The organism is Streptomyces sp. NPDC047117 (genome assembly GCF_040643545.1).
Classification (GTDB): Bacteria; Actinomycetota; Actinomycetes; order Streptomycetales; family Streptomycetaceae; genus Streptomyces.
Genome location: NZ_JBEYUN010000015.1, coordinates 84,701 through 98,260, shown reverse-complemented (window position 1 = coordinate 98,260; position 13,560 = coordinate 84,701). Strand labels below are relative to the sequence as shown.

General features: G+C 71.9%; 10 protein-coding genes. 6 read left to right on the top strand and 4 right to left on the bottom strand.

Features of this window, described 5'->3' with window-relative positions; translation table 11 throughout:
• Positions 1-79 precede the first annotated feature (79 nt).
• The 5 genes from ABZ840_RS26750 (at position 80) to ABZ840_RS26730 (ending at position 5,013) form a co-directional block, all read left to right on the top strand.
• Positions 80-574: a DUF1453 domain-containing protein gene (locus tag ABZ840_RS26750; RefSeq protein WP_361563139.1), complete on the top strand. Its 495-nt coding sequence runs from the start codon at positions 80-82 to the stop codon at positions 572-574.
• A 38-nt stretch (positions 575-612) separates the two neighbouring features.
• Positions 613-1,800, top strand: coding sequence for a histidine kinase (locus tag ABZ840_RS26745; RefSeq protein ID WP_361563138.1), 1,188 nt, complete (start codon positions 613-615; stop codon positions 1,798-1,800).
• Entirely contained in the window at positions 1,779-2,471 is a 693-nt protein-coding gene (locus tag ABZ840_RS26740; protein ID WP_361562975.1) for a response regulator transcription factor, read from the top strand. The genes ABZ840_RS26745 and ABZ840_RS26740 overlap by 22 nt, the downstream gene beginning before the upstream one ends.
• A 353-nt stretch (positions 2,472-2,824) precedes the next feature.
• Positions 2,825-3,331: a DUF485 domain-containing protein gene (locus tag ABZ840_RS26735; RefSeq protein WP_361563137.1), complete on the top strand. Its 507-nt coding sequence runs from the start codon at positions 2,825-2,827 to the stop codon at positions 3,329-3,331.
• Positions 3,328-5,013 carry a cation acetate symporter gene (locus ABZ840_RS26730; protein WP_361562973.1) on the top strand — a complete coding sequence of 562 codons (1,686 nt, stop codon included), beginning with the start codon at positions 3,328-3,330 and terminating at the stop codon, positions 5,011-5,013. Before ABZ840_RS26735 ends, ABZ840_RS26730 begins: the two co-directional genes overlap by 4 nt.
• Before the next feature lie 103 nt (positions 5,014-5,116).
• Here ABZ840_RS26730 and ABZ840_RS26725 read toward each other — a convergent pair whose 3' ends face one another.
• The 3 genes from ABZ840_RS26725 to ABZ840_RS26715 form a co-directional block, all read right to left on the bottom strand.
• Entirely contained in the window at positions 5,117-5,791 is a 675-nt protein-coding gene (locus ABZ840_RS26725) for a response regulator (RefSeq protein WP_361562971.1), read from the bottom strand.
• Positions 5,788-7,515 carry a sensor histidine kinase gene (locus ABZ840_RS26720; protein WP_361562969.1) on the bottom strand — a complete coding sequence of 576 codons (1,728 nt, stop codon included), beginning with the start codon at positions 7,513-7,515 and terminating at the stop codon, positions 5,788-5,790. Before ABZ840_RS26720 ends, ABZ840_RS26725 begins: the two co-directional genes overlap by 4 nt.
• A 311-nt stretch (positions 7,516-7,826) precedes the next feature.
• Positions 7,827-8,897: a sucrase ferredoxin gene (locus ABZ840_RS26715; protein WP_361562967.1), complete on the bottom strand. Its 1,071-nt coding sequence runs from the start codon at positions 8,895-8,897 to the stop codon at positions 7,827-7,829.
• A gap of 677 nt (positions 8,898-9,574) precedes the next feature.
• Here ABZ840_RS26715 and ABZ840_RS26710 point away from each other — a divergent pair.
• Complete coding sequence (locus ABZ840_RS26710; RefSeq protein ID WP_361562965.1) at positions 9,575-10,729, top strand: CobW family GTP-binding protein; 1,155 nt, start codon at positions 9,575-9,577, stop codon at positions 10,727-10,729.
• A gap of 146 nt (positions 10,730-10,875) precedes the next feature.
• Here the strand turns inward: ABZ840_RS26710 and ABZ840_RS26705 are convergent, their stop codons facing one another.
• Positions 10,876-13,341 carry a DNA topoisomerase IV subunit A gene (locus tag ABZ840_RS26705; protein ID WP_361562963.1) on the bottom strand — a complete coding sequence of 822 codons (2,466 nt, stop codon included), beginning with the start codon at positions 13,339-13,341 and terminating at the stop codon, positions 10,876-10,878.
• Positions 13,342-13,560 lie beyond the last annotated feature (219 nt).

Below are 13,560 nucleotides of genomic sequence, written 5' to 3'. Positions count from 1 at the left end.
CCGCGGGCCGATCCGCACGCCGCCGCCCGTTCCTAGCGTGGAAAGCGCCGACATCGTCCCGCACCCGGAGGCTCGAACCATGGGCGGCGTGCCCACCATCCTCGTCATCGCGGCGGTCGCCGCCCTCGTCATCGTCCGGCAGTTCAGCGCCCGGAAGGTCGCCGCCGACCGCAGGAGCTGGTGGGTGCTGCCCGCCGTCCTGGGTTACGTCGCGATCAGCCGGTCCGGCGGCGCCCTCCTGGACCCCACCCACCCCGTCGGCTCCGCGCTCCTCCTCGGCGCCGGCATCGCCGCCGGGCTCGCCACGGGCGCCGGGATCGCCTGGACCTCGCGCGTGTGGACCGACCGGGACGGCGTCGTGTGGTCCAAGGGGCGCGGCGTGACGGCCGCGGTCTGGGGCGCGGGCGTCGCCGTACGCCTCGGCCTCACCGGCCTCGGCGCGCTTCTCGGCGTCCACCTGAACGGCCAGGCCACCCTCCTCACCGTCGCGGCCCTGCTGCTCGCCCAGTCCGGCGCCCTGGCCTGGCGGGCCGGGACGCTCGCCCCGTCGTACGGTGTTGCTGCCCCCAGGTGAGCCACGAAGAACAGGAGCGTGCGTCCGTGCCGCTGTCCGTGCCGCTGCGCTCCTGGACGCGCTGGCCGCTGCGCGAAGCGCTCTCCCACGAGGGCATCAGCGTCATGCGCAGGCGGCTCGCCCGGCTCGTCCGCGTCATTGTGCTGGGCGCGCTGCTGTGGACCACGGCAGCCGACCCGGACGTACGCGGCTGGGTCGTGCCCGCCGGAGCGGCCGGCGTCCTCGCCGCCGGAGCCGCCTTCTGGGTCCTCTTCCGCACCTCCCTCCGCCACCTGCTGTGGCCCTCCGTGGCCCTGCTGCTCCTCCTGGAGGCCGGGGCCTTCGGCTTCCACGAGGCGGGGCTGACGGTGCCCTCCGTCGTGCTGTGGTGCGCCTGCGCCGTCACCGCGCTCGAACGTCTGCCGCTGGCCGCGGCGATCCCCTGCACCGCCGCGGCGCTCGGCGGGTACGCCCTGCTCACCGACGACGGCCTCTGGGGCACGGCGCTCACCACCGCCGGACTGGCCCTCGCCGGCTACACCCTGCGCCTGGACGCCGAGGCACGCGGCAACGCCCACCGGCTCCTGGCCCAGGAACGCGCCGCCCGCGCGGCCGAGGCCGAGGCACGGGCCGCCGAGGCCGAATCGGCGGCGCTGGCCGAACGCGGCCGGATCGCCCGCGAGATCCACGACGTGCTCGCCCACAGCCTCAGCGCGCAGCTCGTACACCTGGAAGCCGCCCGTCTGCTCATCCAACGCAGCCCTGACCTGGAGGGTTCCCGCGCCGAGGTACTCGAACGGGTGACGACGGCCCGCAGGATGGCCCGCGAGGGCCTGGACGGTACCCGCCAGGCGCTGTCCGCACTGCGGGGCGACATGGCGCACGTGGAGACCTTCCTGCGCGAGCTGGCCGCCTCCGAGGGCGCCCGGCTGGACATCGTGGGGGAGAGCCGCACGCTGCCCCCGGAGGCCGGCCTCGCCGTCCGCAGAGTTGCACAGGAAGCGCTCACCAACGTCCGCAAGCACGCCCCCGGAGCGCGCGTGGAGCTGCGCCTGGAGTACGCGGCGGACGAGGTGGGGCTGCGCGTACGCGACTCCGGGGGCGGAGACGTGCCCGGGGAGCTCGCGGACAGCGGCTCCGGATACGGTCTGCGGGGGATGCGGGAGCGCGCCGAACTGCTCGGCGGGACGCTGGAGTCGGGCCCCGAGGAGGAGGGTTTCGTGGTGTGGCTGCGAGTGCCGGCGTGAACGCGCGCGTGGTGGTCGCCGACGACCAGACCGTGGTGCGCGAGGGCATCGTGATGCTGCTGGGGCTGCTGCCCGGCATCGACGTCGTCGGCTCGGCCTCCGACGGGGAGGAGGCGGTCCGCCTGGCCGCCGAACTCTCCCCGGACGTCGTGCTGATGGACCTCCGGATGCCGCGCTGCGACGGTGTCGAGGCGACGCGTCGCATCAGGGAGCGGCACCCCGCCACTCAGGTCGTCGTCCTGACGACGTACGCCGACGACGAGTCCCTCTTCCCGGCGCTCCGGGCAGGTGCGCGCGGCTATCTCACGAAGGATGCCGACGGCGACGAGATCGTGCGGGCCGTCGAGGACGTGATGTCGGGGCAGGCGGGGCTCTCGCCGCAGATCCAGCGGCGGCTGCTGGAACGGTTCGCCGAGGCGCCGCCCGTACCGGGGGCCCACGCGCCGGCGGCCGCCACGGAGCCGCCCGACGGCCTCACCGCCCGGGAGACCGAAGTGCTCGCGCTGGTCGCCGAGGGGCTCTCGAACCCCGAGATCTCCCGCCGGCTGCACGTCTCCACCGCCACGGTGAAGACCCACATCAACAACTTCTTCGCCAAGGCCGGCCTGCGGGACCGGGCGCAGGCGATCCACTACGCCTACCGGCACGGCATCGCGCGGCCCCCGGGGTGACCCGGAAGCGTGTCACCGCCCCCGTTCGCGCTCAACACGGCTGTAAAACATCCCAGTTGGTCCGTCACCTGATGGGGTGAAGGATTCGCGATGGATGTCCGGGGACCACCGAATCTGTCCATCCTTGGGCGCACGGCCAGACAGGCCGCGGATCAAGGAGATGCCCGGTGGAGAAGCACGACGGCCGCCCGGCCGGAGCCGTCCGGCTCGACGACCCCTGGTACGACACCCTCGCCCGGGGACAGGCCGGACAGGGGGCGGCCGAACGGGAGGACGCGGGGGAGGAGCCGGCACAGCAGCCGGACGCGCGCACGTACGCGGACAGCGATGCGCGCACGTCCACGGACGGCGACGTGCACACGCATACGGATGGCGAAGCGCACACGTACACGGACGGCACGCAGTCGGCCGTCGAAGCACGGGACGACGCAGCACCGGCCGAGGACGCGCCGGCCGGGACGACGCCCTCCGCCCTCGCCTGGCCCGGCCTTCCCGCACAGCGTGCGGGCGCCCCCGAGAGGCCCGGCGACCCCAGCCACGCCGACGTGTACCTCACCGTGCAGCGCAGCGCCGCCTTCCAGGAGGTGCGCCGCCGCTACCGCAGCTTCGTCGTGCCCGCCACCGCCCTCTTCCTCACCTGGTACCTCGCGTACGTCATCGCCGCCGTCACCGTCCCCGGCGTGATGGCCCGCCAGGTGCTCGGCCCGCTCAACGTCGCCATGCTCGCCGGGCTCGGACAGTTCGTCACCACCTTCCTGCTCACCTGGGCGTACGCCCGGCACGCCCGGCTGCGCCGGGACCGTGCCGCGCTCGACCTGCGCTGGGAGACCCAGGAGATGACAGGAGGCAACGTCCGGTGACCAGCCGTCCATCAGTCCTCGCCGCCACCGCGGCGACCGACGACCACCAGATCCTGGCCGTGGTCCTCTTCAGCGCCTTCATCGCCGTGACCCTCGCGGTCACCGCCTGGGCCGGCCGCCGCAGGCACGGTTCCGCAGAGGAGTTCTACGCCGGCGGCAGACTCTTCTCACCCATGGAGAACGGTTTCGCCATCGCCGGTGACTACATGTCGGCCGCCTCGTTCCTCGGCATCTCCGGCCTCATCGCCCTCTTCGGGTACGACGGCCTGCTCTACTCCGTAGGCTTCCTCGTCGCCTGGCTCCTGGTCCTCTTCCTGGTCGCCGAACTGGTCCGCAACTGCGGCCGCTACACCCTCGCCGACGTCGTCGCCTCCCGTATGCGCCGCCGCCCCGTCCGCATCGCCGCAGGCGCCTCCTCCCTCACCGTCTCCGTGCTCTACCTGGTCGCCCAGATGGTCGGCGCCGGCAGCCTCGTCGCCCTCCTGCTCGGCGGCACGGGCCACACCGCACGCACGTGGACGGTCATCGGCGTCGGCGCCCTCATGGTCTTCTACGTGATCTGCGGCGGCATGCGGGCCACCACCTGGATCCAGATCATCAAGGCCGTGCTCCTCATGGGCGGCGCCATCACCCTGACCCTCCTCGTGCTGCTGCGCTTCCACGGGGACCTCGGCACGCTGCTCACGACAGCGGCACAACGCAGCGGGCACGGTGCGGACTTCCTCGCACCCGGACTCAAGTACGGCGGCACCTGGACGGCCCGGCTGGACTTCCTGAGCCTCGGGCTCGCGCTCGTCCTCGGGACCGCCGGCCTGCCGCACATCCTGTCCCGCTTCTACACCGTGCCCACCGCCCGCGCCGCCCGCCGCTCCGTGGTCTGGTCGATCGCCCTGATCGGCAGCTTCTACCTGATGACGATCGCGCTCGGCTTCGGCGCCGCCGCGGTCCTCGGGACCGACGCCGTACGCGCCGCCAACCCGGCCGGCAACACCGCCGTACCGCTTCTCGCCCTCGACCTCGGAGGCGGACCGGATTCCACCGGCGGAACGATCCTGTTCGCCGTGGTCGCGGCGGTCGCCTTCGCCACGATCCTCGCCGTCGTCGCCGGCATCACCCTCGCCTCCTCGGCCTCCGTCGCACACGACCTGTACGGCGCTCTGCGGCGCCGCAACCGCACCGGACGACGCCAGGCCTCCCCGCGCCCGGACGCGGCCACCGGCGAGCCGGCCACGGGCCTCCGCGAGGTCGCCGTCGCCCGGATCGCCGCGGCCCTCGTCGGCGCGGTGGCCATCGCCCTCGCCCTCCTGGCCCAGAACCTGAACGTCGCCTTCCTCGTGGGCCTCGCCTTCGCGGTCGCCGCCTCCGCGAACCTCCCCGTACTGCTCTACGCCCTCTTCTGGCGCCGCTTCACCACCAGGGGCGCCGTCTGGTCCGTCTACGGAGGGCTGCTCCCCGCGCTCGCCCTCGTGGTGCTCTCCCCGGTCGTCTCCGGAAGCCCCGCGGCGATCTTCCCCGGGCTGGACTTCCAGCTCTTCCCGCTGGAGAACCCGGGCATCGTCTCCATCCCGCTCGGCTTCCTCTTCGGCTGGCTCGGCACGGTCACCTCGTCCGCGGCCCCCGACGCCGCCGCCCGCCACGCGGAGACGGAGGTACGGGCACTGACCGGCGCGGGAGCGGCGTGAGCCGGCGGAACCGCCCCGAGGACGTTCATGGCCTCATGAGCCCGCAGAACCGCCCGAGGGCCTCGTGAGTCCGCAGAACCCCCGAGGAGCGTCGGGAGCCCGCTCAGACCCAGTCGTACCGGTGCTCCGGCCGGCCCGTCTCGCCGTACCGGAGCGTCAGCCTGACCCGCCCGGCGCGCTCCAGCAGCTTCAGGTAGCGCTGGGCGGTCTGCCGGCTCAGCCCCGCCTGCCGCGCCACCTCCTGCGCCGACAGCGCGCCGTCGGCGGAGCGCAGGACGGACCGCACCTTGTCGGCCGTGGCCGTGGAATGCCCCTTCGGCAGCTCGGCGGAGCCCGCGTTGGCGGCACCCAGCGCCCCGAAGATCCGGTCCACCTCGGACTGCTCCGCCTGCCCGCCGTCCTCGAAGGTCCGTCGCAGCGCGGCGTACCCCTCCAGCTTCGACCGCAGCCCCGCGAACGTGAACGGCTTGACGAGGTACTGCAGCGCGCCGTGCCGCATGGCGGCCCGCACGGTGGCGACGTCACGCGCCGCCGTCACCATGATCACGTCCGTGTGCAGGCCGTGTTGCCGCAACCGGGCCACCAGCTGCAGCCCCGTCTCGTCCGGGAGGTAGTGGTCCAGCAGCACGAGATCGACCGGCGTGCTCTCCAGAACAGTCAGCGCCTCAGCAGCCGTGTGCGCCTGCGCCACGACCCGGAAACCGGCGATCTTCGCCACGTACGCGGCATTGATCCCCGCCACCCGGACATCGTCGTCGACGACGAGTACGTCGATCATCGTGCGCCTCCCGTGGGACCCGCCAACGATTCCCCATCCACCACCGAACCGTGCGTCTCGGACAGGGCGTCCGCGAGCGCATCGGGGAGCGTCACCGTGAACCGCGCGCCGCCACCCGGACGCTCGTCCACCTCCGCGCCGCCCCCGTAGCGCTCGGCCAGCCGCCGCACGAGGACCAGCCCGATCCCGCGCTTACCGTGCGCCGGCGGCTCCTTCGTGGTCCACCCCTCCGTGAAGATCTCCTGACGCCGCTCCCGCGGCACCCCCGGCCCGTTGTCACTGACCCGCACGATCGCCGTACGGCCCTCGGTACGCACCTCGACCTCGACCTGTCCGTCCCGCTCACCCGCCGCCGCGTCCAGCGCGTTGTCGACCAGATTGCCGACCACCGTCACCAGACCGTGCGGATCCACCACCCGGTCCGGCAACCGCGTCGACGTGGCGATGCTCAACGACACGCCGCGCTCGGCCGCGACCGTCGCCTTGCCCACCAGCAGCGCCGCCAGCAACGGGTCGTGCACCCGCTCGGTGACCTGCTCGGCCGTGGCCCGATGCACCCCGACCGCATGCGTCACGAACTCCACCGCCTCCTCGTAGAGGCCCAGTTCGAGCAGCCCGAGGAGCGTGTGCAGCCGGTTCGCGTGCTCGTGGTCCTGCGCCCGCAACGCGTCGATCAGCCCCCGCGTACCGTCCAGCTCCCGGCCCAGCCGCTCCAGCTCCGTACGGTCCCGCAGCGTCACCACGGCACCACCGTCGTCCGTCGGCATCCGATTCGCCACCAGGACGCGCTGCCCACTGACGGTGAGCAGATCGGCCCCCGAAGCACGCCCGGCCAGCACATCCGTCGTACGCCCAGGCGGCAGCACCGACTCCAAGGAACGCCCGGTGTCCTCCGCCCGGAGATCCAGGAGCCGCTGCGCCTCGTCGTTCATCAGCCGGATGCGCCCCTGCGCGTCCAGCGCGACGAACCCCTCTCGGATGCCGTGCAGCATCGCCTCCCGCTCGGCGAGCAGCGCCGAGATGTCGGAGAAGGCCAGGTCATGCGTACGACGCTGAAGCCTGCGGGCAACGAGGTAGGCCGCGAGCGCACCCACCGCCAGCGCCCCGCCCGCGTACGCCAGCAGATCCGGCACGGTCGACAGCAGCCGCTGCTGCACGCTCTCGTACGCGATGCCCACGGACACGGCACCGACGATGCGGCCGGCCTCGTCCCGCAACGGCACCTTGCCGCGCGCAGAGCGCCCGAGGGTGCCCTCGTCGATCTGCATGATGTCCCGCCCGGAGAGGGCGGCGCTCGGGTCCGTGGAGACGTGCCGCCCGATCTCCTTCGGGTCGGTGTGCGACCACCGCACCCCGTGCTCGTCCATGACCACGATGTACTCGGCGCCCGTCGCCCGGCGAATCCGTTCCGCGGCCGCCTGGACCGGGCCGCCGCGGGAGGGCCGGGAAGCCTCAAGCGCCTCGTCCAGGCGCGGCTGAGCAGCGGTCGTCTGGGCGATGGCCAGGGCACGGCGCATGGCCTGATCGTCCAGCTGCGCACTGAGCGGCGCGAGGAAGAGGCCGGTCGCCAGCGCGGTCACCCCGGCGGCGATGGCCAGCTGCACCAGCAGGACCTGCGCGAACACACGGCGCGGCCAGCGCAGCCGCAGCCACGCCCGGCCGCCGCTCCGCGGCTCACCGGCCGTCCCGGGCCCGCCCGCTCTCTCCTCGGCTCTGTCGCCCATAGGAACGAACAGTAAGCGGGGGCGCGGAGGTGGGGTAATCGCGGGGCGGGGCGAACCACCGGGTGATGACGGCGGGTGGCGGTGGATGGCAGTGGATGACGGTGGATGGCGGTGGAAAAACTGGTGACACCCCACTGGCGAAAGTTATCCACAGGCCGCCCGCGCCCCGGCCAAAATTGCCTAACCTTCAGACGTAATCACGGAGAGTAAGCGGCCGGGTGCGACGGGCGCGGCAATCGCATCGATCGCGTCGACCAGTCGTCACGGCGATCGCAAGATCGCAACACGTGTCACATCGCACGCACGACGGATCAGGCGACGGGCCCGGGAGCGGCGCCGACGACGGGCCCGGTGACGGGTTCACTCGCGGGGCCGGTCAGCGGTTCCGCGTGAGCAACATCGGCACCGACAACGGGGCCGCCAACAGGATCGACAACGAGATCGACAACCGGATCGGCAACGGGGGAGTGGGCAGTGATGCCTGAAACGAACATGCACGTCGGCGGAGCGATGGCGGCTCCACAACTGGCCGGAGCGGCGGTGTCACCGGTCCGCTGCTCGACGACGACCTGCCAGGAGCGGCCGTCGACATGCGCGAGCGTGACGGCCCAGGAAGGAGAATCGCCTCCCGCGGACGGCCGGACCTCGGTGCCGGTGACATCGAGGACAGCGGCACGCTCCTCACCGATCGCCTCGCGGACCGCGAGATCCGCCGCCTGTGCCGGCCGGTCCCAGGTGGAGCGGCCCCGGCAGTGGTCGATGACGACGCGCCCGTCACGCGCCGCTACGACGGCGTCCTTCACCAGCGGCGCTTCGGTCCGGCCGTACGCGTATCCGTACGGCAGCACGAAGAGCGTGGGGGAGAAGCGGTGGCCACCGATGTGCGTGACCTCCCACGCCTCCATACCGTCCGCCGCCAGCTCCGCGGCGAGCGGCCGGCCGAGCACGGCACAGCAACGATCACGCTTGCCGTTCGTGCACACGAGCACCGGCGGTTCGTCCTGGTACGGCTCCCAAATACTGCCGTGCTCGCCCGCACTCAGCGCCGCGAAGTCCAGATCGCGGAGCGAGGCAGGGTCCGCGATGTGCGCCGAGCGGATCCAGGACCGGCCGGGTGCGGTGTGGGCGAGGAAAACCCGGCGCAGTGCCCCGGCCCGGCGGTCGGCGTGCCGACCGGGACGGCGGATGAGGGCGACGCGTACGTCGGTGTCCGCGGTGGCGGCTTCCAGGGCGCGGCCGACGGCCGGATCGAGATGGCTGTCGGTGAGTGCCTGGGCGCCCCAGGGTCCGCTCTGCTCGATGAGAAGCCAGGTACGGGCGGTGGCCGCCGTACCGGCCAGAGGTTCGGCCGCCATACGGGAGGCGGTTGCGCAGGTACTCACATAGGTGACCCTAACCTGAGTACCGCATCCCCGACGGACACAGCAGCCGCAATGTCCGGAGCCCACCGCTGCGTTTCCCCGCGCCAGGCCCTGAGCCCGCGCGATAGACGCGAAATGACCGCTTTCCGCCGTTCGGGTGAAGGGGTGGGGGTCGGGGGTAGGGGGGGGGAGGGCCCCCGAAGGCGGAGAGGCGGAGCGAGGTGAGGCGCGGTGCCGGGTGAGAAGGCGTGAGGTACGGAGTCGGGTGAGAAGGCGCCGGGGTAGGAGGGAGGATGGAACGTGGCTGTGAGCTTTGGGGAGCGGCGAGGTGTGGCCGCGGCGCCAATATCCTGGAGGGGTCGGCGGGCTGGTGATCGTTCGGGTCATCAGGGGCGTACGACGGTAGGCAGTACGCGGTAGTGGGTGCCGGGGTGGCTGTCTCCCGGCCGGGCCGCGTCCGTCGCGCTCGACTCCCGTACTCAGTACCGACCGGACGCACTGGAGGCGCCCCCTTGACCAGCAGCAGCACGCAGTACCCGGGTGCCTCGACCCCGGAGGCCGAGGGGCATGGGACTGCCCGAGACGCGGCGGCGGACCTGGAGTCGGCTCCAGGGGAGGGCGCAGCGGCCGGGTCGGCCTCGGGTTCAAGTGGGGACCCAGCTTCCGGGCAGAGTCCGGTGCCGGTTGCCGAGGGGCCTGTGGCGCCGCAGATTCCCGTTGTTGTGCTTGCCGGGTTCTTGGGGTCCGGCAAGACGACCCTGCTGAACCATCTGCTGAGCCGGAGCGGCGGCACCCGGATCGGGGCGGTCGTCAACGACTTCGGGGCGATCGAGATCGACGCGATGCTGGTCGCCGGCCAGGTCGACTCCATGGTGTCGCTGGGGAACGGGTGCCTGTGCTGCGCGGTCGACACCAGCGAGCTGGACACCTACCTGGAGCGCCTGGCGCGGCCGTCCTCCCACATCGACGTCATCGTCATCGAAGCCAGCGGTCTGGCCGAGCCGCAGGAGCTGATCCGGATGATCCTGGCCAGCGACAGCGACCGGATCGTGTACGGCGGGCTGGTCGAGGTGGTCGACGCCGCGGAGTTCGAGAACACCCGCATCCGCCACCCGGAGCTGGACCGGCATCTGGGGATCGCGGACCTCGTGATTCTCAACAAGGCCGATCGGATCGGTGACGACCGGCGTACGGGGTTGCTGGGCACGCTCGGGGAACTGGCACCCGGTACGCCTGTGGTGCCTGCCGCGTACGGGCGTGTCGATCCGGAGCTGCTCTTCGAGCGTCGTCCTCGGGAGGGCGTGTCCGAGGGGCAGATGTCCTTCGAGGACCTGCTCCGGGAGGAGGTCGAGCACGAGGAGGAAGCCGGCGTCGGTGCCGATGGTGGACATGAGCGCTGTGACGGGCACGAGCACGGTCATGGGCGGCATCTGCACTCGGCCTACGAGACGGTCGAGTTCACGTCGGCCGAGCCGATGCATCCGCGGCGGTTGATGGAGTTCCTGGACGCGCGGCCCGCCGGGCTGTACCGCATCAAGGGGTTCGTGCACTTCGGGGTGGAGGGGAGCGAGCAGAAGTTCACCGTGCACGCGGTCGGCGGCTTCCTGCGGTTCTACCCCGGGGAGTGGGACGCGGAGGAGGAGCGGCTGACGCAGCTGGTGCTCATCGGGTCCGGCATCGACGCCCCGGACCTGCGCAAGCAGCTGGACGGCTGCCGTGACACCGCCCCCGAGGAGACCGACCCGCACGCGATGTGGGGCGTACTGCGGTACGTACCATCCACCGCGCCCGACGAAGAACCGGAGGAGACGGAGGAGATGGAGGGGATGGACGAGACGGGGGAGAGCGAGTAAAGCGGGGCTCCCCCGCAGGGACGACCGCCGCCCCCCATGCTCCACCGCCCCAACAACCCCCGAAGCCCGGCGTCGTACGCCCCCAAGGCCGCACCACGCCGGGCTTCAACCAGACGATCCCACGTCTGTCCCTACACCGTCCGTCCCTACACCGGCCCAGCCAAAGCCCCCACCGGCTTGACCAGCGGCAAGCCCGAGCCGTCGCGGCGCGGGTCGGGGTCGGGGAGGGGGACCGGGGCGCCCTTGGTGTCCGCGGCGCGGGCCGGGGCGGCGCCGGCCCAGGCCAGGATGAGGTGGTCCTCGCCCTTCAGGAAGCGCTGGCAGCGGACGCCGCCGGTCGCGCGGCCCTTGCGCGGGTACTGGTCGAACGGGGTGAGCTTGGCGGTGCTGACGCCGTCGTCCAGGGTGCCGTGCGAGCCGGAGACGGTGAAGACGACCGCGTCGACGGCCGGGTCGACGGCGGTGAAGGAGATGACCTTCGCTTCGGGGCCGACCTTGATGCCGGCCATGCCGCCGGCGGCGCGGCCCTGCGGGCGTACCTGCGCGGCGGGGTAGCGGAGCAGCTGGGCCTCGTCGGTGATGAAGACGAGGTCCTCCTCGCCGGTGCGCAGTTCGACGGCGCCGACGACGCGGTCACCGTCCTTGAGGGAGATGACCTCCAACTCCTCCTTGTGGGCCGGATAGTCCGGTACGACTCTCTTCACCACGCCGTGTTCCGTGCCCAGGGCCAGGCCCGGTGAGGATTCGTCGAGGGTGGTGAGGCAGATCAGTTCCTCGCCGTCCTCCAGGGTGAGGAATTCGGAGATCTTCGCGCCGCCGGACAGGCTGGGTGCGGCGGCTGTCTCCGGTAGCTGGGGGAGGTCGATGACCGACAGGCGCAGCAGCCGTCCCGTGGAGGTGACCGCGCCGACCTCGGCGCGGGCGGTGGCGGGTACGGCGGAGACGATGACGTCGTGCTTGGCGCGCTTGGCGTCGATGTCGAAGGTGCCCTCGCCGCCCGACGTGCGCGCCAGGAGGCCCGTGGAGGACAGCAGGACGCGGCAGGGGTCGTCGGCGACCTCCAGGGGCACCGCGGCGGCGGTGGCGCCGGAGGACTCCAGCAGGACGGTGCGGCGGTCGGTGCCGTACTTCTTGGCGACCGCGGCCAGTTCGTTGGAGACCAGCTTGCGCAGCTCGGCGTCGGAGTCGAGGATCTTGGTCAGCTTCTCGATGTCGGCGCGGAGGGTGTCGCGCTCGGACTCCAGCTCGATGCGGTCGAACTTGGTGAGGCGGCGCAGCGGGGTGTCGAGGATGTACTGCGTCTGGATGTCGCTCAGCCCGAAGCGCTCGATGAGGCGCTGCTTGGCCTCGGCGCTGTTCTCGCTGGAGCGGATGAGGCGGATGACCTCGTCGATGTCGACGAGGGCGGTGAGCAGGCCCTCGACGAGGTGCAGCCGGTCGCGCTTCTTGGTGCGGCGGAACTCGCTGCGGCGGCGCACCACGGTGAAGCGGTGGTCGACGTAGACCTCCAGGAGTTCCTTCAGGCCCAGCGTCAGCGGCTGGCCGTCGACCAGCGCGACGTTGTTGATGCCGAAGGACTCCTCCATGGGCGTGAGCTTGTAGAGGCTCTCCAGGACGGCTTCGGGGTTGAAGCCGTTCTTGATCTCGATGACGAGGCGGAGGCCGTGCTCGCGGTCGGTGAGGTCCTTGACGTCGGCGATGCCCTGGAGCTTCTTGGCGCCGACCAGGTCCTTGATCTTGGAGATGACCTTCTCGGGGCCGACCGTGAAGGGCAGTTCGGTGACGACCAGGCCCTTGCGGCGCGCGGTGACGTTCTCGACGGTCGCGGTGGCGCGCATCTTGAAGGAGCCGCGGCCCTTTTCGTACGCGTCGCGGATGCCGGAGAGGCCGACGATGCGGCCGCCGGTGGGCAGGTCCGGCCCCGGGACGTACTTCATGAGCGTCTCGAGGTCGGCGTTGGGGTGCTTGATGAGGTGCCGGGCGGCGGCGATGACCTCGCCGAGGTTGTGCGGCGGCATGTTCGTCGCCATGCCGACGGCGATGCCGGAGGCGCCGTTGACGAGGAGGTTCGGGTAGGCCGCCGGGAGGGCGACCGGTTCCTGCTCCTGGCCGTCGTAGTTGGGCTGGAAGTCGACGGTGTCCTCGTCGATGGACTCCGTCATCAGGGAGGTGGCGGAGTCCATGCGGCATTCGGTGTACCGCATGGCGGCGGGCGGGTCGTCGTTGCCGAGCGAGCCGAAGTTGCCGTGGCCGTCGACGAGCGGCAGCCGCATGGAGAAGGGCTGCGCCATGCGCACCAGCGCGTCGTAGATGGACGCGTCGCCGTGCGGGTGGAGCTTACCCATGACCTCGCCGACGACGCGGGCGCACTTGACGTACCCGCGGTCGGGGCGGAGGCCCATCTCGTTCATTTGGTACAGGATGCGGCGGTGTACGGGCTTGAGGCCGTCGCGTGCGTCGGGCAGGGCGCGCGAGTAGATGACCGAATACGCGTACTCCAGGAAGGAACCCTGCATCTCATCGACGACGTCGATGTCGAGGATCCGCTCCTCGAAGTCCTGGGGCTCGGGGGTGCCCCCTGAGGGTCGGGTCTTCGTGCTGCGGCGGGCCATCGCGGCTGCGGCTCCTTCGCTCGAACTCGGCTTCGCTTACGGCTGGGCGTCTGCTGTTCCGGCGGGGCGGCGCGCGTGCGTGTCCGTCCTGCCGGGCGGCAGGCTCGGTGCCGGTGCTGGGTGCTCAACGGCTGAGCCTGTCGCGGACCATTGTGGCCCGCGGGTCTGACAACGCCGACCGCGACCCGTCCGTACGCCCGTCCGAGCCGGATGTGCGGC